Genomic DNA, 20262 nt, shown 5'->3' on the forward strand with positions numbered 1-20262 from the left:
GCGCCTGCGGGGTCTCCCCTGTCCCGTCCTCCTGCAGGAGTCTCGTGTCTTCCGCACAAATCAACTTAGTTCTAATATCGATATTTTCCTTTAACACAGTCTATAATGTAACCGTTTACAAAATTATTTAAATAGTGATTTAACACCTTTAAACAGTAGAGCCAGTGAAAAGATAATGATTGCTAAGGCGCCAACGATATCAAAAAGTGGACCTAAGAAACTTAAAAATGATACTGGTTCAAAGCTCATTAAAGCAAATCCAGAAAGTATAGACGCTAAAAATAAGAAAATTAATTCCATGGTAATTTCTCCCCCCTTTAGTTTAGAATATGAATTCCAAGGGGGAGGTGATTGGATTTTAGAGGAAATATTACGATTTTATTACAAAAAAACAGACCGTAATTGGCCTGTTTTAGTGGGTCTATTTTTAGGAGAGTACCTCTGTTTGTGACAAAGAAATTTTATTTTCGCTAGGTTCTTCATCATTGACTTTCTTTGTTACCTCAATATATTTAATGTGATGCTCCTCCATATCGAGTATTTTAAAGCTATATGATTCGTGATGGATGGAGTCTCCCTCTTTTGCTTCATAATTTTCAGTTAATATCCAGCCGCCAATGGTGTCTATATCTTCATCATCTATGTCGACTCCCAATAAGTCATTGACTTCTGTTACTAAAACCTTTGAGTCGATAATATAGTGATGTTCCTTTATTTTACGTATCATTGGAATTTCATCGGAATCAAATTCATCGCGGATTTCACCAACAATTTCCTCGAGAATATCTTCAACCGTAACCAATCCCGATGTTCCGCCATATTCATCCATTAATATAGCCATATGCATTCGATCTTTCTGCATTTTAACAAGTAAATCATGGATGGGAATCGTTTCAATTACTCTAATAATTGGGCGGGTATAATGCTCCAGCGTTTTCGTTGAAAGGGTTTCTTTACTAATTAAATCTGTCACCATTTCTTTAATATTAACTAGACCAATGATATGGTCTTTATCACCATCAATAATCGGATATCTCGTATATTTTTCCTCACGGATTACTTGGAGAAAAGTATCTAATGTATCATCTTTTGATAATGAAACGATTTCCGTCCGGGGAACCATAATTTCTTTGGCAATCCGGTTATCAAATTCAAAAATTTTATTTACATACTTAAACTCAGATTGGTTAATTTCGCCGCTTTTATAGCTTTCAGATAGGATAATTCGAAGCTCTTCCTCTGTATGTGCCATTTCGCTCTCAGAGACTGGCTTAAGACCAAAAATGCTCGTTACGATCCGTGCTGACCCATTTAATAACCAAATAAAGGGATACATCACTTTATAAAAGAGAATTAAAGGCCGTGACATAAGAAGAGTAATCATTTCAGCTTTCTGTATAGCCAGTGTTTTAGGTGCCAGCTCTCCGACGACAACATGTAAAAATGTAATGGTAAGAAAGGCAATCACAATGGATAAGATGTGGGAAACACCCTCAGGGATCTCCAGCCCATTAAAAAGGGGAGCGAGTAAATGCTCAATCGTTGATTCCCCAATCCAACCTAAAGCAAGGGCAGTAATGGTAATTCCTAACTGACAGGCTGAAAGATATTCATCCAAGTTTGAAATTACCTTTTTTGCTGAAATAGCACTCGAATTACCTTCCTCAATTAACTGGTCAATTCTTGAACTTCGGATCTTGACAATAGCAAACTCTGAAGTTACAAAAAAGGCAGTTAAAGCAATTAAAATGGCTATGATAACCAAGTTAAATATGTCCAAATAATTTCCCTTAGCTCGTTAAATACGAGTTAAGGAGTCACCTCCTAGTAATTTAAAAAAATTAACTCGGTACATTCAAAAGGGATTTCATCAAGACTGAATTTAGCATCATTAGATTCGTTGTGAATTTCTCTTTCTGCAGGTCATCTAATTTTTCAACAACTGGGATTAAGTCCACTAAATCATTTTGTAACTGCTGCATTTGCTGCGATACTGCATCTACATGTTTCTCCACTTCTGAATCACGAATTTTTTTGTCTTTCTTCCTATCTAGTTTTCTTTTAATCTCGTCAAGTGGATAGTGTAAACTCTTACACTCTTCAATAAATTTTAAATCCCTTAAGGATTCATCAGAATAAATTCGATAATTAGATTTGGAACGATCCGCGTTTAATAAACCAATTGATGTATAATAATCAATTGTCCGTTTAGAAACCATTGCAATTTCTGCTAATTCACCGATACGATAGACAGCCCCATCATATCACCTCGGATAACTAAATTTTAAAACAATTATAGTAAATTACAACTGTACAGTCAAACGTTCTGGTTAGCATATTAGTTGGTATCAACATTTTATGAAAAAAGTCTTGTCTATATGAATTGGAAAATTATAAATTTTCAAAAAATATTAGAAATAAACGTCTCCTACATAGGAGACGCAGCAAGAGGTAATTTAAGTGTAAAAACGGTTAATTCTGGAGTTGAAAGACAGGTTAAATCACCCTTATGTTTTTCAATGATTTCTTTACAAACAAAAAGTCCAAGACCAGTGCCAAGTTTTTTGGTTGTAAAGAATGGCTCGAATATGGTTTTACTTAATTCTGAAGGAATCATTGGACCATTATTGGAAATGGAGAAAAGAACATGTGTATGATTCTCTATATGACTTTTAATCTCAATAATTGGATTAGAGATTCTGTGATGATTTAACACGTCAATCGCATTAAATATAATATTAATGAGTACTTGCCGCATTTCATCCGCATACCCATAAAGAGTGATTTCATCGACTATTTCTTTCTTGATTTTTACTTTACCGTCTAAAATACTCGGATATAAGAAATTTAAGACTTCATCAATTAATTTATTTAGGTGAAACTGCTCTTTTTCTTTTCCAATTAGTTCTTTTTTAGATAAAAGTAAAAATTGCGAAATCCGGAAATTTAGCTGTTCTAACTCACTTGAAATAATCTCTAAATATTTCATTTTAGGATGGTCAGCCTTAAGCAGCTGAACAAACCCCTGTATCGAAGTTAGAGGGTTTCTAAATTCATGAATAAAACTAGATGTCATTTGTCCAAGAAGTGTTAATCGGTCCTGATGAGTTGAATCTATAAACATTGTTTTTTCTTCAATGATTTTGTTTTTAGCCTCTGTATAATGTGTAACCGCAAAATATAGAAATTTATCAAAAGTGTAATTTATCTTATTAATCGATACCTGAAGGTCATCCCACTGAAGACCAGCCCTGCTTAGATAACTGTATAACACACTTCTGCCAAGATTAACATTATAAACAAAGTCACCAATATTAATATTCGCCAGTGCTCTTTCCTCAGAAATTTCAAGAGCATATTTTTTGATAATCTCTAATAGCTCTTCTTCACCCATTGTATGCATAGTTAAAATAACATTAAATAAAGCAATTCCATTTTCACGTATTTTTTCTTTATAGGGATCTCCGTTAGAAATGACAATGGACTTTTCCCACTCACGTACTAAACTTTCTTTATTTTCATCAAAAAAGGCTATTAATTCCGTTTGTACTTCAGATAACATTACAGTTTTCCTCCTAAGACAATGCCAAACTGACTAGTTATTTTTATTATACCATGTATGGAAGTTTTTCCTTGTAAAAGTTCTATAAAAATAGTATATTCGTTATTGAAATCAATTAAATATTTCCACAGGGGGAGCTGCTTTTAGCGGCTGAGAGTGAACGTTCGAGTTCTGACCCTATGAACCTGTTAGTTAACGCTAGCGTAGGGATGTGGTTTGCCAATTATTAAAAGCTAACAATGCAGACAATCCTAACTGTCCTGCATTGTTTTTTTTTGTTTATAAGGCGCCATATTAATTCTTAGGAGTAATACCTGTCGAACGTTCTCCAATATACAAACTATAGGGGGAACATGTATGGAAAAAAAACGTAGTAACACATTATTTTTAGTTGAAGTAGCCGTATTTTCTGCACTTGCTTATTTATTGGATCTTGTTTCGGGGCTATTATCATTAAAGATATGGCCACAAGGCGGTTCGATTTCAATCGCGATGATTCCGATATTCCTAATGTCATTTCGTTGGGGTATAAAAGGAGGAATCTTGTCTGGATTTTTACTTGGTATACTTCAATTCATCCTTGGCTTTTCTCAAATTTATACACTTCTTCAAGGGATAATTGATTATGGAATTGCTTTTTCAGTTGTTGGGTTAGCAGGTATTTTTGCCTCACAAGTGAAGAATTCTCTTAAGAATAATTCAAGAAATTGGGTCACATTTGTTCTTTTAGGAACGTTATTAGGAAGTGCTTTGCGATATCTTGCTCATGTGTATTCGGGTATTGTATTCTTTGGTGAATATGCACCTGCTGGTCAGCCAGTTGCTGTTTATTCCTTTGTTTACAATGGAACCTATATGCTTCCTAGCTTTATCGTTTGCGCAATCCTTGTAATCCTTGTCATTAGTGCAGCACCAAAAAAAATGATATAAGTGGAAAAATAGAAAAGTCTGTGACTTTTCTATTTTTTTTTCAAACTTTTGTCACAGAATAAGCGATTGTTCAATGGTAAAATGAGGTTATAAATAAAGATAATCATTCTCAATTAACTTGTGTTAGGGTGATAAGGATGTTCGGTTCGTTTAAAATTGGAGAAAAAGGAAAAATAATTAATATTTCTAAGGTTGGCCGCCTAGTCCAAAGAAGGTTGTTGGACCTAGGAATAACAGAAGGATCTGAGGTCTGTGTCAAATGTGTCATGCCTTTTGGTGGACCAGTCATGATTGAGTCTTGCGGACAGTGTGTAGGGCTCCGTCGCAAAGAAGCGTGTTTAATAGAAGTGGAGAGAATTTAATGGAAATCGCCCTAATTGGAAACCCAAATACCGGAAAAACCTCATTGTTTAATAATCTTACAGGATCCTACGAGTATGTGGGCAACTGGAGCGGTGTTACAGTTGAAAAGAAAGTCGGGGTTTTCAAGAATCAAATAGGAAAATTAATTGATTTGCCTGGAATCTATTCCTTGAATCCATTATCAAAGGATGAAGGAGTCGTAACCACTTACTTCTTAGAGGAACAGGTTGATAGACTGTTAAATATTCTGGATGCTTCTCAATTAGAACGGAATTTACATTTAACCTTGCAGCTGCTCGAATATGAGAAACCTGCCCTGATTGGTTTGAATATGATTGATGTCGCGAATAACCGCGGTATTAAAATAGATACAGATAAGTTATCCCAGATTTTGGGTGTACCCGTTGTACCCGTTGTAGCAAGAAGTGGTAAAGGCTGCGACCGTTTAATAGAGGTTATCTCAACAAGTTCGAATCACTCAAAGGTGAAAAAACATGTTTACTATGGAAAAGCAGTCGAGGATGCGATAACCAAATTAAGTATGGAACTAATTGGAAAAACAGAGCATTCACCAAGATGGCTTGCTATTCAACTTTTTGAGGGGAATGAATACGTAAATCATTATCTTTCTGATCTTTTAGAACCTAGTAAACTAGTACCACTCGTTTTAAATCTAGAATCAGTCATAAAACAAGAAAATAGCCATGTGAAATCGCTGGCAAACTATATTTATATGAAGAGAAAAGAAGTTATTGAAAAAATACTAGAGGCATCAGTTCAAAAGGTGAGTACCGTTGTCCCTTTGTCTGAAAGAATTGACGCCATTGTAACCAATCGCTATTTAGGAATGCCAATCTTCCTAATATGTATGTATTTGATGTTTATGCTGACCTTTGATTGGCTGGGTACCCCATTATCTGATGTATTGGATGGGATATTAACAGGACCAGTGTCCACGGGTTTTGAAGCACTCCTTGGCGCTATTCATGCTTCAGACTTTATACATGCATTGATTATTGAAGGATTGATTGCTGGTGTCGGCGGGGTACTGGTATTTGTTCCACAGATATTTATTCTCTTCTTTTTTATTTCCCTATTAGAGGATTCTGGCTACATGGCAAGGGTTGCCCTCGTAATGGACCGAATTATGGAGTCTGTTGGGCTAAATGGAAAGGCATTTATTCCAATGATGATTGGGTTTGGCTGTAATGTTCCAGGAATTATGGCTGCAAGGACGATTGAAACACCACGTGAGAGACTTATGACCATATTATTGACACCCTTGATGTCATGCTCTGCCCGCTTACCGGTTTATACATTATTTGTTGGAGCATTTTTTGTGGGTCATAAAGCACTAGTGGTATTAAGTCTTTATGTTCTAGGAATCGTTGTCGCTTTACTACTAGCGAAAATATTTACGAAAACATTATTAAAATCAGAAACGTCTCTATTCGTTATAGAATTGCCGCCATATCGTCTCCCACAGGTTCAATCGCTTTGGAGAAGTACCTGGGATAAGGGAAAAGGCTTTGTTAGAAAAGCAGGAACCTTCATCTTTGCCGGCTCCGTTTTCATTTGGCTGTTATCGTATGCCGGGCCGAATGGATTAAAAGTTGATATGGATGATAGCTTTTTGGCAGCGATAGGGAATTTGTTTGCACCGCTATTAGAGCCAATAGGATTTGGTACTTGGCAGGCAGCCGCCTCATTAATAACAGGATTCTTAGCAAAAGAAGCTATCATTTCAACTATGAATATTATTTACTTTGTTCCAGAAAATGCGAGTCTGCAAGGTTTATTGAGTGATTTTTACACACCGCTGGCTGCCTATAGCTTTATGGTTTTTATACTATTATATATTCCATGTTTAGCCACGGCCGCAACCATCTATAAAGAAACAGGCTCAAGGAAATGGACTGTATTTTCTATCCTTTACGCACTATTTATTGCGTATGTTTTATGTTTGGTCATTTATCAGGGCGGTAAATTGTTTGGTCTAGTCTAATTAGGTAGGTGTTCCGTATGATAGCAAATATAGGTAGTTTCATAATAGGCGCTGCGATTTTTGGTTATGCGGCATGGGCATTAGTGAAGTTTATTAATAAATCGAAAAAAGGAAAATGTGCGGCATGTGATCTTGAAAAGTCTTGCTCTACTCAAAGTCAATGTGGCATTCAACCAAAATAAAAGGATGAAACTGCTATCATTTAAACGATAGCAGTTTTTTCTTTTAAATATAAGGCAACTTGTGTAAAATTACACTAGTAGGTTTTTGAAAGAAGGTTTTAGCATGAATAGAGAAGAAATCATTATGCTAGTTTCAGATAAATTGCGATTGATTCGTACAGAAGCAGGCTATACTCAGGATAAAATGGCAGAAATCATTGGAGTATCAAAGAAAACACTTGTACAGATTGAAAAAGGAAGGGTCCTTGCAGGCTGGTCTACTGTTGTTACCATATGTGCTTTATTTAGAGAAACAGAAACGGTCCAATTTCTATTTGGAAATGAACCGCTCGAAGTTTTGGAGACAGTTGCTCGCGAAGGAATTGATTATCGGAAAATGAAAACGTTTGGAGGACGAATTTGGTGGCGTGAGGTCGCACGGAAAAATGGATTCATCCTTCAACAGAATATCCTTAGCAAGCATTTCCGAATATTGGATGACAAACATTATCGGGTATACAGCAGTTTTGACGAAAAACAATCAAAAATAAGATTTAAAGAATTAACAAAGAACGAATAAGAAAAAGCATTCGAATTTTTTTCGAGTGCTTTTTTTGGATAATTTTTCCCTATATTGGGAAAAAGAAAATGATGTCCTTCATTCTATTTTTATTTTTGTAAGGAGGAGCTATGAAAAAGGTAGTGAATAATTGGAAGCGATGGCATATGAACCAATTAATGGTTCTCTCGTTTTCGCTTTTAGTTTTGGGCTTTCTAGGTATCGTATATGCTTATTCAATGGATTTAGATATTTCTTCACTTAAGAATGAACTTCCACAGGCAACCGTATTTTATGATTTGAATGGAGAGGTTGCCAGTAAGGTTTCAGCAAATAAAAATGAAGGTGTTCCAATCAATCAGATACCTGACTCCATGAAAAATGCAGTCATTGCAATAGAGGACCACCGATTCTATGAGCATCATGGCGTCGATTATATTGGTATCACAAGAGCACTGATAAGGGATATTAAAGCTCGCGGTATGGTTGAAGGCGGTAGTACCATAACCCAGCAATTAACGAAAAATACACTGCTTACCTCTCAAAAAACATTAAAGAGAAAAGTAGATGAGGTATTCCTAGCCATGCAAATTGAACGACAATACAGCAAACAGGAAATCCTTCAAATGTACTTAAACCAGATTTATTTTGGTGATGGTGCTTGGGGGATAAAGCATGCAGCACGAAATTACTTTGCAAAAGATGTCAAGGATTTGTCCATAAGTGAATCGGCATTGCTGGCAGGGTTAATTAAAGCACCTTCTGCTTTAAATCCCTATCACCATTTAGAAAAAGCAACGCAAAGGAGAAATCTTGTTTTAACACAAATGAAGAAACAGGGATATATAACAAACCAGCAGTATGAACAAGCAATGAATGAAAAAGTATTGTTAAATGATAAAGGTGGAGACCCGTTCCGCGGGAAGTATCCTCATTATGTTGACCAAGTCTTTGAAGAGGCGATTAACGTATATCATTTATCACAGGATGAATTACTAACTGGCGGATATCAGATTTATACCGAGCTTGATTCTACTATGCAGAATGCTATGGAGAAAACCTATCAAAAAGACGATTTATTCCCAAAAGGCACTGATAAAATGGTCCAAAGCGGTGGAATATTAGTTGATCCCAAAACAGGTGGAATCCGAGCCATTGTTGGTGGTCGCGGAGAGCACACTTTTAGGGGATATAATCGAGCAACTCAATTAAAGGCACAGCCAGGTTCAGCCATTAAACCGCTCGCGGTCTTTACTCCTGCACTAGAAAATGGCTGGAAAATAACCGATATGCTAAAGGATGAGCCAATGAGCTTTGGTGAATATGAACCAAGCAATTACAACCATGAATATGATGGGGAAGTTCCTATGTATGAAGCAGTAAAGGATTCAAAAAATGTTTCGGCTGTCTGGTTATTAAATGAAATTGGGATTGAAAAGGGCTTAGATTCGGCCAAACGGTTTGGAATACCACTAGAAAAGGGTGATCGCAACCTATCACTTGCACTTGGAGGTGTAGAAAAAGGAGTATCTCCGTTGATTATGGCTGAAGCCTATTCTGCCTTCCCAAATAATGGAGTTCGAATGAAAGCCCATGTTATCAAAAAGATTGAAGATGCAGAAGGAAACATCGTTGCAGTATGGAAGGAAAAAAAGGAAAGGGTCAGCACAAAAGCTGTAACCGATCACATAAACACTATGCTGCTTGGCGTCGTTGACCACGGTTCTGGAAAAAACGCTCAAATACCAGGTAGAGAAATGGCTGGGAAAACAGGCTCAACACAAGTACCAATTGAAGGAGTTAAAGGTGTTAAGGATCAATGGTTTGTAGGCTATACCCCACAATTAGTTGGAGCGGTCTGGGTTGGCTACGATAAAACCGATGAAAAACACTACTTGAACACCACTAGCAGTGCGGGTGCAGCCATTGTATTTCGTGAAGTCATGAAGGAGGCATTAAAAGATACACCTTCAACCAGCTTTGATGTCCCTCGCATTGATGGGTTGATACAAAAGAAGCAAGAGGAAGAAACAGAAATGAACCTAGATACAATTGAAGAGCATTTTAATAAAGGTGCGAGAAAATGGGAAGAAAAATGGAGAAAGCAAAAAGAAAAATGGGAAAAGCGATGGAAAAGAATAGGTCCTAAGATGAATCATTAATGGTAAGGCACGAAGATATTCGTGCCTTTTGTGTTAGAAATTTTTATAATCAATAAAAATATTATAAAATATGAACGAAATTAATACTTTCACGTCTTATACATAAATAGAAAAAGAGGGATAGATGGGGGAAAGAGAGGACAAGTGTGATGGATCCGTTAATAAAAAGTGCAAAAGAAGGGGATCATCTAGCATTTGCCATGTTGTTTAAAGAAAATTATCCATTCCTTGTAAAGTATTTAATGAAAATTACAATGAATCCAGATATGGCAGAGGAACTTGCACAAGAAACAATGGCAAAATGTATACAAAAAATTCATCTCTATAATGGTCAAAGCAAATTTTCCACTTGGCTGATTTCCATTGCTACCAATGCCTATATTGACCAATGTAGAAAACAAAAGCGAGAAAACAAATGGAAAGGACAAGAAGAAGTTTATCGAAAGCTGAAATGGCATTTTGAAAGCCGTAATGAGGAATGGAACGATGCGTTGGAGGCATTAGGTAAATTGCCAGTAGACGTTCGGGTTCCCATTGTGCTGAAGCATTATTATGGTTACTCCTATGATGAGATTGGTGAATGGATGAAAATATCCTCTGGAACGGTGAAATCAAGAGTTCATAATGGAATTTTGGCGGTAAGAAGGGAGCTGAAACTAGGTGAAGAAACAGAAGGTCGTCATACTCGACAACGAACAACAAAATAAACATGACTTGGATGCTATTCACATGATGCAAGAAGGTTTGAGCAAGGTGGATCAATTCCCTGTCTATACTCCGGATCTCCAGTGGTTTGAAAGCATGGTACGAACTGAGAAGGAAAATAGCAGAAAAAAATTAAGGAAAGAACTATCCTTATTTCTAATAATTGCATTATTTATCTTAAGTGGAATCATTGTTTCTTTTTATCAAATGCCAGTTGTTTTTATTTTCATTCAAATCATTACTCCGGTGTTTATTGCATACTATACAATTTCTAGGTTTAGTAAGAAGGTGAAAATCAATGAGTAATGATTACTCACCAACTCTGATTATTGTTGTTGCTGCTATTCTTTTACTCCAAAGTATCTTTTTATTCTTAGATGCTAGGAAACGAAATCACAACTATTGGTTATGGGGAATCGTTGGTCTCATTCAAGCTCCAATGCCAACCCTTTTTTACTTAATATTTATTCGTAAAATCTTTCGAAAAAGGGCAGAATAAGCAGATTGGAAAATTCTGAAAAATGGGAATTGACATTTAAATAATCTGGTGATAATCTAACAAAGGATGAAAAAAAAGGAAAAGGAGGGTTACGAGATGATTGTACTACACAGCACTTTATCAGCAACTGAATACTTGAATGTAACCTGCTCCATTATGATCTCTTTTTAATTAGTCCGTATTTTAATTAGATGATAATCAAAACACAGGTTGCGTTCTTTTCGTACGTAACGTGTGTTTTTTTGTCTCTTTTTTTAGTTTTGAGGCATACTGCACTATTGCGGTATGTCTTTTTCTTTTGCATAGGGGGGAACAGTATGTTTTCGGTTTTAAAGAAATTGAGTTGGTTTTTTAAAGAATATTGGAAGCGTTATGTCATTGCCATTTCCTTATTAATTCTAGTTGGAATCTTAGATGTAGTACCGCCTAAATTAATTGGTATGGCCATTGATGATATTCAGGTTGGCGAAATGAGTAATGGGAAAATAGGAAAATATGTGGGTTATCTTTTCTTAATAATGGTTTTTTCATATGGAATAACCTACGTTTGGATGTATAAATTATTTGGCGGTGCCTTTCTTGTAGAAAGAAAGTTAAGATCGAGGTTTATGAAACATTTATTAAAAATGTCTCCAACCTTTTATGAAAAAAATCGAACGGGCGATTTAATGGCGAGAGCAACAAATGACCTAAAGGCAATATCTATTACCGCAGGCTTTGGGATATTGACGCTAGTCGATTCAAGCGTCTGGATGCTTACGCTAATCATTACCATGGGACTATTAATTAGCTGGAAGCTAACGATTGCAGCAATCCTGCCTCTTCCGATTATGGCTTATATCATGCAAATTTACGGGAATAGAATTCATAAGCGCTTTATGGAAGCACAGGATGCGTTCGGGGAGTTAAATGACCGCGTTTTGGAATCTGTTGCAGGTGTTAGAGTTATCCGTGCCTACGTTCAGGAAGAGGCAGATGGCAGAAGGTTCCACCAATTAACAGAGGATGTCTTTGAAAAAAATATCAAGGTTGCAAGGATAGACTCTTTATTTGACCCAACAGTAAAAATACTGGTCGGATTAAGCTATATGATTGGTCTTGGTTATGGTGCCTATTTAGTCTTTAATCAGGCTATAACCTTAGGTGATCTTGTTGCCTTCAATGTCTATTTAGGGATGCTAATTTGGCCGATGTTCGCGATAGGCGAATTAATTAATATCATGCAGCGGGGAAATGCATCCTTAGATCGGGTAAATGAAACTCTTTCCTTTCAGGAGACCGTGGAGAATCCTGCCCAGCCTATTAAGGTAGAAAATCCAGAGCGGATTGATTTTGAAAAGGTAACGTTTCGATATCCTTCATCTAAGGAGGATAATTTAACGAATATTTCTGTACAATTACTCCAGGGGCAGACATTAGGTATTGTTGGAAAAACAGGAAGTGGAAAAACAACATTTATTAAACAGTTGTTAAGACAATATCCTCTTGGAAGTGGAGACCTTTCCATCTCAGGTGTTCCGCTTAAAGAGCAGACACTGCATCAAGTTCGTAAATGGATTGGTTATGTACCTCAGGACCATGTCCTTTTTTCAAAAAGTGTAAAAGAAAATATTCTTTTTGGGAACAGTCAAGCAACCGAAGAAGAATTGGAGAAGGCCATCGACTTATCTGCACTAAGAAAGGATTTAGAAATGCTCCCAGAAGGGTTAAAAACTCTTGTGGGTGAAAAAGGAGTCGCACTTTCTGGTGGTCAAAAGCAAAGAATTTCAATCGCACGTGCGCTAATAAGAAATCCTGAAATCCTTATTCTTGATGATTCCTTGTCTGCAGTTGATGCAAAAACAGAAAAGAGAATCATTGACAATATTCGTGAAATACGAAAAGACAAAACAACCATTATCACGACTCACCGAATGACAGCCGTTCAACATGCAGACCAAATCCTTGTTCTTGATGATGGCAAGATCATTGAAGAAGGAACTCATGAACAGCTGCTTGCTAGGGATGGCTGGTATAAAGAACAATATTTACGACAACAAGTTGAAAATATTCTTGAAGAGGAGGTGACGGCATGAGTACAGGCCGGCGATTAACCCAGTATGCCTTAAACTACAAAAAAATCATTATTGCTGCACTATTCATGCTGAGCATTTCCGTAGCTACTGATTTGGCAGGTCCATTCATTGCAAAAAATATTATCGATGAACACATTTTAGGCATCGAGTCCGTTTGGTATGAGAGTAATGAGGGAAATAACACAGTAGAATATAACGAGCAATTTTATAAGAAAGAAAAGAACTTCTCCAACGGTGAAGAAAAGGGGAAGGAAGTTAGAATTTTGCAGGTTGGAGCAAAGTTTGTCATTGTGGAAGAAAAGATTGAATTCGATGGGAAAAGAACATTTGAAAATGGAATCATAACACTTCAAAAAGGAACGAAGAAGGTTGAATATGACGCAAAGGAATTTACCAATCGGGAGATATTGGCGTTCTATCAACTGGAGATTCCAGGGATTATTAAACTGCTGATAATTTATTTCTGTCTTTTAGTGATATCTGCTATTTTCCAATATGGACAGCGGTTCCTGCTGCAGAAGTCAGCAAATCGGATCATTCAAAAAATGCGGGAGGATGTATACGGCCAAATCCAACGGCTTCCAATCCAATACTTTGATAATCTTCCGGCTGGAAAAGTGGTTGCTAGGATTACGAATGATACAGAAGCAATACGTGAATTATATGTGACTGTATTAGCCCAATTTTTCACCAGTGCTATTTATATCACAGGAATATATGCGGCCTTATTTATCTTAGATGTGAAGCTGGCTGCCATTTGTTTATTACTTTTGCCAATCCTTTATGGATGGATGTTATTATATCGAAAGTTTGCTTCAAAATACAATCACGTTATCCGCTCTCGAATAAGTGATATCAATGCGACTATTAATGAATCAATCGGCGGTATGAGTATTATTCAAGCCTTTCGAAGGGAAAAAGAGACTGAAAAGGAATTCGAAAAGCTTAATACAGAGCATTTTGCTTATCAAAATAAATTATTAAGCTTAAATGCTTTAACTTCCCATAATTTAGTGGGGGTTCTTAGAAATCTCGTATTTGTAGCTTTCATTTGGTACTTTGGGGGTCAGTCGTTAAATCCCGCTTCTGTCATTTCTCTCGGTGTACTCTATGCTTTTGTTGATTACATTAATCGTCTTTTTCAGCCTGTACAGGGAATTGTCAATCAATTAGCCAATTTGGAAACGGCACTCGTTGCAGGTGAAAGAGTGTTCACGCTAATGGATGAACAAGGAGAAAATGTAAGTGCAGACCGAATCGAAAGATTTCAGGGCAATGTACAATTTGAGCATGTGTCGTTTGGATACAAAGAGGGTGAGTATGTGCTTAAAGATATTCACTTTGAAGCTAAGCAGGGGCAGACGGTTGCACTTGTTGGACACACCGGATCTGGAAAGAGCTCGATTATGAATTTGCTCTTCCGTTTCTATGATAGTCAAAAGGGTAAAATCCTAATTGATGGCAAGGATATTGTCAGCATTCCACGTCAGACGATTCGAAATCATATGGGAATTGTGTTACAGGATCCATACTTGTTTACTGGCACGATTGCCTCAAATGTCAGCCTTAACGAGCCATCCATAACAAGGAAAATGGTGGAAAAGGCTTTAAAGGATGTTGGGGCAGATAAAGTCTTTAAAAACTTGGAAAATGGATATGATGAACCTGTAATCGAAAAAGGAAGTACCCTATCTAGCGGGCAGCGCCAGTTAATTTCCTTTGCTAGAGCACTAGCATTTAATCCGGCAATCTTAATTCTAGATGAAGCCACATCGAGTATTGATACAGAAACTGAAGCCATTATTCAAGAGGCTATGGACGTCTTGAAAAAAGGAAGAACCACTTTTATTATTGCGCACAGGTTATCCACTATTCGGAACGCTGACCAAATTCTTGTTCTAGACCGCGGGAAGATTGTCGAGCGCGGCACACATGAAGAATTGATGTTAGTAAACGGAAAGTATTATCAATTGTATGAACTTCAAAAAGGCAGTGCTGAGTTGGCTGGGTGAATGTTCACAGAAACTTCACAAATTTACTGATAACCTGTTATTTTTATCACATATAAAACTCCTTTATTATGATATTTTAAATGTGTTTAAGCTTTTCCATAATAAAGGGGTGGATTAGATGGCAGATTATTCAATTGTTAATATTATTGGCAGTCTCTTAATTCTTTCGTACTATATCGGTTATATTGTTGTTAAACATTAAACTGCAGACAAATGTCTGTAGTTTTTTTCTTTTTATTGGGAATATATATGATAGTGAGGTGAGAGCATTTATGGAAAACGTTAGAATTGAAAGAGATACACTTGGTGAGGTTCAGGTTCCGAGTGATAAATTTTGGGGTGCACAAACACAGAGGAGCTTGAACAATTTCAATATTGGCATCGAAAAAATGCCGATCGAAGTGGTATATGCGTTAACCTTAATTAAAAAAGCAGGTGCTATTGTCAATCATCAACTAGGAGAATTAGCTGAAAGTAAAATGAAGGCAATTGTTATGGTTTGCGACTCAATCCTTTCTGGAAAATATAACAGCCATTTTCCACTTGCAGTCTGGCAAACAGGAAGCGGCACTCAAACCAATATGAATGTGAATGAGGTCATTGCAAATCAGGCCAACGATTTATTAATGAGCCAAGGAAATAAAGAACGGATTCATCCAAATGATGACGTCAATATGTCGCAGAGTTCAAATGATACATTTCCGACCGCTATGCATATCGCTGCGTACATAAAGTTAACGGAGAATTTACTTCCCGCTATGGATGAGCTAAAAGACACCTTTTTAGAAAAGGAAAAGGCATTTATGCATGTGGTGAAGATTGGCCGAACTCATTTGCAGGATGCTACTCCACTGACTTTTGGTCAAGAAATAAGCGGCTGGAGATTCATGCTCGAAAAGGCTGAAAAGATGGCTGCCGATTCAAGTCGTTATTTATTGAACCTTGCTATTGGCGGCACCGCAGTTGGTACGGGCATAAACGCTCATCCTAAATTTGGGGATAAAATGGCCGAACAGCTTTCAACATTGACGGGTTACCCCTTTCAGGCTTCTCCGAATAAATTTCACGCGTTAACGAGTCATGATGAAATCGTCTTTGTGCACGGTGCCCTAAAGGCACTGGCAGCAGATTTAATGAAAATTGCTAATGATGTCAGATGGCTGGCAAGCGGACCTCGGAGCGGGATTGGCGAGTTAACGATACCGGCTAATGAGCCGGGAAGTTCCATTATGCCTGGAAAGGTAAATCCTACGCAAAGTGAAGCGTTAAGTATGGTTGCCTGCCAGGTTTTCGGAAATGATGCGACCATTGGCTTTGCGGCAAGCCAGGGGAATTTCGAGTTAAATGTTTATAAGCCGGTCATTATTTACAATCTCATTCAATCGATTTCCCTCTTAAGTGACAGCATTCGTTCCTTTAATGAAAAATGTGCGAGGGGTATTGAAGTAAATGAAGAGGTGGTTAAAAAACATGTGGAGCGATCATTAATGCTTGTTACTGCGTTAAATCCTTATATTGGTTATGAAAAAGCCGCTGAGATTGCCAAGCTAGCTTATAAGGAAAATAGTACGTTAAGGGATGCAGCTGTCAAAACAGGATATGTTACCTCGCAGCAATTCGATGAATGGGTTAAACCTGAGAAGATGATTTAGACCATTGAAAGCCCCCTCCGATGAAGGAGGGGGCTTAAGCCATAATATTTATTTTTTACTGTGTTTACTTAAAGATTAGCGTTGGAATCCGCCAAGTTGTTGCTCTGCCATTGCTACAAGACGCTTAGTGATTTCTCCACCGACAGAACCGTTTGCACGAGAAGTAGTATCGGCACCAAGATTTACTCCAAATTCTGTTGCAATTTCATACTTCATTTGTTGAAGTGCTTGCTCCACTCCAGGTACTAAAAGTTGATTAGAGTTGTTGTTACTAGCCATAGTTGAATAACACTCCTCTTAATAATTTTGGGGTCAGTATGGAATTGAACCATATGGTTAAAATAAACCATTGCCACCTTGGCCTAACCCATCTTAAAAGTTATTAGATGTTGGAGATGCTTCATACTTTCTTTTGTGTAGCTGGGTTGTTGCTTGCTTTGTAATATTATTATGATTAAAAATGGACAACTTATTCGATGAATTTTACTGGTAATTTATTCCGTTACATAGTGCCGTAATAGTAACGCAAACTAATCATATACAATAACTTAGAGGGTGAATGGGAATGTCGATATGCCCAATATGCAACGGTTTACGTGAAGTAACGCTATTATGCACACATTGCGGTGAACAAATGTTAGATAGCGGCAGGTTAATGGACTTCTATGATGATTACAGTCCATATATGGAAATTGATTTAATGAAGATGGAAGACGGTTATCCGGACACGAACTCAGGGGGAAAATGCCCGCACTTATATCAGTGTCCATCCTGTCAAAAGGATGACGTAATCTTTATTAAAGAATAAATGCAAAAGGTCTCGCAATCGCGAGACCTTTTTAGTGCTTTCCTATTCGTTAGCCACGCGGATGCGGGACTCAGTTTCTATGTCAAAGAAATGACCCTTATTTAAATCAAATGCTAATTCTAATGAATCGCCTGGGTGAATATCAGCTCTTGAATCAAGACGGGCAACGAAGTCCTGTCCATCAATACTAGAGTACACCATTAATTCCGCACCAGTTAACTCAGCTACATCTACAGTAGTAGTAACTTTTGTACCAGCAGATGCTTCGATAAATACTGGCTCATCATGGATATCTTCTGGACGAACACCAAGGATAATTTCTTTTCCTACATATCCTTGCTCACGAAGTACTTTCATTTTACCTTCAGGAACTGCAATAGAAGTTTTGCCAGCTACAAACTTGCCATCTTCAAGTTTACCATTGAAGAAGTTCATTGCAGGAGAACCGATAAAGCCGCCAACAAATACGTTTTCAGGCTTTTCATATACTTCTTTTGGTGTTCCCACTTGTTGAATAAGACCATCCTTCATAACTACAAGTCTTGAAGCCATTGTCATTGCTTCTGTTTGGTCATGTGTTACATAAATAGTAGTTGTGTTTAAACGACGGTGAAGCTTCGCGATTTCAGCACGCATGGCTACACGAAGTTTTGCATCTAGGTTTGAAAGAGGTTCGTCCATTAAGAACACCTTTGCATCACGGACAATCGCACGTCCTAATGCAACACGCTGACGTTGACCACCTGATAAAGCTTTTGGCTTTCTCTTTAAGTAGGCTTCTAATCCTAGGATTTTTGCAGCTTCATTTACACGACGATCAATTTCATCCTTCGGAAACTTACGAAGTTTTAAACCGAAAGCCATATTATCATAAACCGTCATATGCGGATATAGTGCATAGTTTTGGAATACCATTGCGATATCACGATCTTTAGGAGCTACATCATTCACTCTTTTTCCGTCAATATAAAAGTCACCTTTTGAAATTTCTTCAAGACCAGCAACCATACGTAACGTTGTTGATTTACCGCAGCCGGAAGGACCGACAAATACGATAAACTCCTTATCTTGAATATGTAGATTAAAGTCTGTAACCGCTGTAACTTTATTATCGTAAATTTTATAAATATGATCTAATTTTAATTCAGCCATTGTGTAAACCCTCCTAAGTTTTGATTAATCTCAGTTTACATGAAAAGGTTTACAAACAATATGGACACAATGCACAAAGTTGCTAAAATGAATTTTGTGCATTGTGTCCTATTTGTTTTGTTCAAAAAGCAGACAGGCTAAAAAGACGGTAAAAGCTCCATAAAAGTCTTTTAATTGTACCCCGGTCTTATCAATGAATTTATCAATTCGGTATTGAAGTGTATTGCGATGAATAAATAATTTTTTAGCTGTTAAGCTTGCATTTAAATTATTCTCTAAGAATACTTTTATGGTTGTATATAACTCAGGATCCTCTAAAAAAATCGAAGAAAGTTCCGTATTAACTTTATCTTTAATGTCATCAGGCAGATTAAATGCAACAAAAGCTGGAAATATCTTTTCAAAGGTAATAATACTTGTGCTCGTTAGATTTTTCTTAGCAAATTCAAAATACTCCTTTTCTTGATGAAAATGGTTTCGCAATTGACTTGAAGCAGAGTAGAGTTTGCCAATATAAAAGGAAACTTTTACATAAAAGTCACTTTCTAATGTATCCGCTATGGAAGTTAACTCACTTTCGGTGAGGGAAAATTGTCTTCTTTCTTCAATAACTATCCCATAATGGTCATCTTCCCAAATAATTTGTACTTCATCAGAAAAAAAACCTTTAATGGCGGACTCAATTTCAGTTGGGTCTACCCCATGACCTTTTATTTGGAACTGGATGAAGCGAAAATTACTTTCACTACTTAGAGTAGGAATTGGTCCATCTAATAGCAAAAACTCATGCCATTTTCTAGAAAGTGAGCTCGGCGGTACGGAAGACATTTTCACTTGTTCATATAGAACTTTTAGAAGGTTTAGCTCATTTTCTGTTAAATTTGACTTCGGGATTGAAAGCCAGTTCTTTTCAGTTTTGTCATAAAATATGTAATATTGGTCAAATGTGTAGGTTGGCTGCACAGAAGACAGTACTGAATTTTCGTATAAGGACATGATTTTTTTTAACAAGTTCAACTTCTCCAATATGATAATTTTAAGAATAATACACTAATTATAGCATTATTTTGGCAATCATAAAAAAAGGCTAACTCGTGATCATTTCTACGAGCTAGCCTTTTTAAATTATTCGGTTGATTGTAAAGGCGGTTCTTCTTCGGTAAGATTACGGGCTTCTTCAATATTGGTAGTATCATGGCGAGAATGGACGGAACCTCCCGACAATCCTTCGTTAATTATTCTGTCAATATCTAAGTGAACTTTGTCTTTTCCTTCATACTGCAAGTCTTTTTTTCCTTCTTCCACAGCAATCATTTCCTTTCCTAGTTTTTTCTTTAGTTTACGGAAAGGGTAGTATTTCATTCACTCATTCATTATTCATAAACATGGAAGAGCATTAACTCGTGGATTTGGCTGGTTAGTGCGTCAATGTCATCCTGTTCGGGAATATTGACTGTCCAATCAATTTTTCCCGTTTGATGATAAATACCTGAATATCTTTGTTTTTTATAGTAAAAGGAAAAATTCCATCCAGGAATATTCTTATTCTCAAATAAAGGCTTATATTGAAAATGTGTCAACATTATTAACATCTCCCTCTAAATACTAGTAGTTACC

22 protein-coding genes and 1 riboswitch are annotated in these 20262 nt (G+C 36.9%); of the genes, 13 read left to right on the forward strand and 9 right to left on the reverse strand.

Features of this window, described 5'->3' with window-relative positions; translation table 11 throughout:
* Positions 1-123: 123 nt before the first annotated feature.
* The 4 genes from CHI06_RS29715 to CHI06_RS10495 all read right to left on the reverse strand — a co-directional run bounded on the left by CHI06_RS29715 (position 124) and on the right by CHI06_RS10495 (position 3562).
* On the reverse strand, positions 124-300 hold the full coding sequence (locus tag CHI06_RS29715; protein ID WP_179292596.1) for a hypothetical protein: 177 nt from the start codon (positions 298-300) through the stop codon (positions 124-126).
* A 127-nt stretch (positions 301-427) separates the two neighbouring features.
* Positions 428-1780 (reverse strand): hemolysin family protein, encoded by a 1353-nt coding sequence (locus tag CHI06_RS10485; RefSeq protein ID WP_095248497.1) that lies wholly within the window; start codon positions 1778-1780, stop codon positions 428-430.
* Between the two features lie 61 nt (positions 1781-1841).
* Positions 1842-2243: a MerR family transcriptional regulator gene (locus CHI06_RS10490; protein WP_257009237.1), complete on the reverse strand. Its 402-nt coding sequence runs from the start codon at positions 2241-2243 to the stop codon at positions 1842-1844.
* 185 nt (positions 2244-2428) lie between these two features.
* Positions 2429-3562, reverse strand: a complete 1134-nt coding sequence (locus CHI06_RS10495; RefSeq protein ID WP_095248499.1) for a histidine kinase N-terminal domain-containing protein — start codon at positions 3560-3562, stop codon at positions 2429-2431.
* Positions 3563-3682: 120 nt separating this feature from the next.
* Positions 3683-3789, forward strand: a riboswitch (TPP riboswitch).
* 130 nt (positions 3790-3919) lie between these two features.
* Between CHI06_RS10495 and thiT the strand changes: the two genes are divergently transcribed.
* From thiT to fumC, 12 genes are all read left to right on the forward strand, one after another.
* Positions 3920-4492 (forward strand): energy-coupled thiamine transporter ThiT, encoded by a 573-nt coding sequence (gene thiT, locus CHI06_RS10500; RefSeq protein WP_095248500.1) that lies wholly within the window; start codon positions 3920-3922, stop codon positions 4490-4492.
* A 137-nt stretch (positions 4493-4629) separates the two neighbouring features.
* Entirely contained in the window at positions 4630-4854 is a 225-nt protein-coding gene (locus CHI06_RS10505; RefSeq protein WP_095248501.1) for a FeoA family protein, read from the forward strand.
* A complete protein-coding gene (feoB, locus tag CHI06_RS10510; protein WP_095248502.1) occupies positions 4854-6860 on the forward strand; it encodes a ferrous iron transport protein B in 2007 nt (668 codons plus the stop codon). The genes CHI06_RS10505 and feoB overlap by 1 nt, the downstream gene beginning before the upstream one ends.
* Positions 6861-6877: 17 nt before the next feature.
* A complete protein-coding gene (locus CHI06_RS10515) occupies positions 6878-7042 on the forward strand; it encodes a FeoB-associated Cys-rich membrane protein (RefSeq protein WP_095248503.1) in 165 nt (54 codons plus the stop codon).
* 103 nt (positions 7043-7145) lie between these two features.
* Complete coding sequence (locus CHI06_RS10520; RefSeq protein ID WP_095248504.1) at positions 7146-7601, forward strand: helix-turn-helix transcriptional regulator; 456 nt, start codon at positions 7146-7148, stop codon at positions 7599-7601.
* Positions 7602-7711: 110 nt separating this feature from the next.
* On the forward strand, positions 7712-9742 hold the full coding sequence (locus CHI06_RS10525) for a transglycosylase domain-containing protein (protein ID WP_218833095.1): 2031 nt from the start codon (positions 7712-7714) through the stop codon (positions 9740-9742).
* Positions 9743-9891: 149 nt separating this feature from the next.
* Complete coding sequence (sigY, locus tag CHI06_RS10530; protein WP_095248505.1) at positions 9892-10449, forward strand: RNA polymerase sigma factor SigY; 558 nt, start codon at positions 9892-9894, stop codon at positions 10447-10449.
* Positions 10403-10753: a YxlC family protein gene (locus CHI06_RS10535; protein WP_133370715.1), complete on the forward strand. Its 351-nt coding sequence runs from the start codon at positions 10403-10405 to the stop codon at positions 10751-10753. The genes sigY and CHI06_RS10535 overlap by 47 nt, the downstream gene beginning before the upstream one ends.
* Positions 10746-10946 (forward strand): sigma-Y antisigma factor component, encoded by a 201-nt coding sequence (locus CHI06_RS10540; RefSeq protein ID WP_095248507.1) that lies wholly within the window; start codon positions 10746-10748, stop codon positions 10944-10946. The genes CHI06_RS10535 and CHI06_RS10540 overlap by 8 nt, the downstream gene beginning before the upstream one ends.
* Positions 10947-11263: 317 nt before the next feature.
* Positions 11264-13021: an ABC transporter ATP-binding protein gene (locus CHI06_RS10545; RefSeq protein WP_095248508.1), complete on the forward strand. Its 1758-nt coding sequence runs from the start codon at positions 11264-11266 to the stop codon at positions 13019-13021.
* Entirely contained in the window at positions 13018-15033 is a 2016-nt protein-coding gene (locus tag CHI06_RS10550; protein WP_095248509.1) for an ABC transporter ATP-binding protein, read from the forward strand. The genes CHI06_RS10545 and CHI06_RS10550 overlap by 4 nt, the downstream gene beginning before the upstream one ends.
* Positions 15034-15305: 272 nt before the next feature.
* Positions 15306-16685 (forward strand): class II fumarate hydratase, encoded by a 1380-nt coding sequence (fumC, locus tag CHI06_RS10555; protein WP_095248510.1) that lies wholly within the window; start codon positions 15306-15308, stop codon positions 16683-16685.
* 75 nt (positions 16686-16760) lie between these two features.
* Here fumC and CHI06_RS10560 read toward each other — a convergent pair whose 3' ends face one another.
* Positions 16761-16964 carry an alpha/beta-type small acid-soluble spore protein gene (locus CHI06_RS10560; RefSeq protein WP_095248511.1) on the reverse strand — a complete coding sequence of 68 codons (204 nt, stop codon included), beginning with the start codon at positions 16962-16964 and terminating at the stop codon, positions 16761-16763.
* A gap of 286 nt (positions 16965-17250) precedes the next feature.
* Here CHI06_RS10560 and CHI06_RS10565 point away from each other — a divergent pair, with 286 nt between their 5' ends.
* The gene (locus tag CHI06_RS10565; RefSeq protein ID WP_095248512.1) at positions 17251-17493 is read left to right on the forward strand and encodes a hypothetical protein; all 243 of its coding nucleotides are present in this window, start codon (positions 17251-17253) and stop codon (positions 17491-17493) included.
* Positions 17494-17535: 42 nt separating this feature from the next.
* Here the strand turns inward: CHI06_RS10565 and CHI06_RS10570 are convergent, their stop codons facing one another.
* The 4 genes from CHI06_RS10570 to CHI06_RS10585 form a co-directional block, all read right to left on the reverse strand.
* Positions 17536-18645, reverse strand: coding sequence for an ABC transporter ATP-binding protein (locus tag CHI06_RS10570; RefSeq protein ID WP_095248513.1), 1110 nt, complete (start codon positions 18643-18645; stop codon positions 17536-17538).
* 108 nt (positions 18646-18753) lie between these two features.
* A complete protein-coding gene (locus tag CHI06_RS10575) occupies positions 18754-19656 on the reverse strand; it encodes a PucR family transcriptional regulator (RefSeq protein WP_095248514.1) in 903 nt (300 codons plus the stop codon).
* A 114-nt stretch (positions 19657-19770) separates the two neighbouring features.
* A complete protein-coding gene (locus CHI06_RS10580) occupies positions 19771-19959 on the reverse strand; it encodes a hypothetical protein (RefSeq protein WP_095248544.1) in 189 nt (62 codons plus the stop codon).
* A gap of 59 nt (positions 19960-20018) precedes the next feature.
* On the reverse strand, positions 20019-20228 hold the full coding sequence (locus CHI06_RS10585) for a YheE family protein (RefSeq protein WP_095248515.1): 210 nt from the start codon (positions 20226-20228) through the stop codon (positions 20019-20021).
* Positions 20229-20262 lie beyond the last annotated feature (34 nt).

The organism is Bacillus sp. 7884-1 (assembly GCF_002272245.1).
Classification (GTDB): Bacteria; Bacillota; Bacilli; order Bacillales; family Cytobacillaceae; genus Neobacillus.

Excerpts from the sequence above, each read along its gene's own strand:
- CHI06_RS10585 (WP_095248515.1), bottom strand. The coding sequence starts at position 20,228 with ATGTTGACACATTTTCAATATAAGCCTTTATTTGAGAATAAGAATATT.
- sigY (WP_095248505.1), top strand. The coding sequence starts at position 9,892 with ATGGATCCGTTAATAAAAAGTGCAAAAGAAGGGGATCATCTAGCATTT.
- CHI06_RS10580 (WP_095248544.1), bottom strand. The coding sequence starts at position 19,959 with ATGATTGCTGTGGAAGAAGGAAAAAAAGACTTGCAGTATGAAGGAAAA.
- CHI06_RS10550 (WP_095248509.1), top strand. The coding sequence starts at position 13,018 with ATGAGTACAGGCCGGCGATTAACCCAGTATGCCTTAAACTACAAAAAA.
- CHI06_RS10565 (WP_095248512.1), top strand. The coding sequence starts at position 17,251 with ATGTCGATATGCCCAATATGCAACGGTTTACGTGAAGTAACGCTATTA.
- CHI06_RS10505 (WP_095248501.1), top strand. The coding sequence starts at position 4,630 with ATGTTCGGTTCGTTTAAAATTGGAGAAAAAGGAAAAATAATTAATATT.
- CHI06_RS10520 (WP_095248504.1), top strand. The coding sequence starts at position 7,146 with ATGAATAGAGAAGAAATCATTATGCTAGTTTCAGATAAATTGCGATTG.
- CHI06_RS10495 (WP_095248499.1), bottom strand. The coding sequence starts at position 3,562 with ATGTTATCTGAAGTACAAACGGAATTAATAGCCTTTTTTGATGAAAAT.
- fumC (WP_095248510.1), top strand. The coding sequence starts at position 15,306 with ATGGAAAACGTTAGAATTGAAAGAGATACACTTGGTGAGGTTCAGGTT.
- CHI06_RS10525 (WP_218833095.1), top strand. The coding sequence starts at position 7,712 with ATGAAAAAGGTAGTGAATAATTGGAAGCGATGGCATATGAACCAATTA.
- CHI06_RS29715 (WP_179292596.1), bottom strand. The coding sequence starts at position 300 with ATGGAATTAATTTTCTTATTTTTAGCGTCTATACTTTCTGGATTTGCT.
- CHI06_RS10545 (WP_095248508.1), top strand. The coding sequence starts at position 11,264 with ATGTTTTCGGTTTTAAAGAAATTGAGTTGGTTTTTTAAAGAATATTGG.
- thiT (WP_095248500.1), top strand. The coding sequence starts at position 3,920 with ATGGAAAAAAAACGTAGTAACACATTATTTTTAGTTGAAGTAGCCGTA.
- CHI06_RS10515 (WP_095248503.1), top strand. The coding sequence starts at position 6,878 with ATGATAGCAAATATAGGTAGTTTCATAATAGGCGCTGCGATTTTTGGT.
- CHI06_RS10560 (WP_095248511.1), bottom strand. The coding sequence starts at position 16,964 with ATGGCTAGTAACAACAACTCTAATCAACTTTTAGTACCTGGAGTGGAG.
- CHI06_RS10540 (WP_095248507.1), top strand. The coding sequence starts at position 10,746 with ATGAGTAATGATTACTCACCAACTCTGATTATTGTTGTTGCTGCTATT.
- CHI06_RS10570 (WP_095248513.1), bottom strand. The coding sequence starts at position 18,645 with ATGGCTGAATTAAAATTAGATCATATTTATAAAATTTACGATAATAAA.
- feoB (WP_095248502.1), top strand. The coding sequence starts at position 4,854 with ATGGAAATCGCCCTAATTGGAAACCCAAATACCGGAAAAACCTCATTG.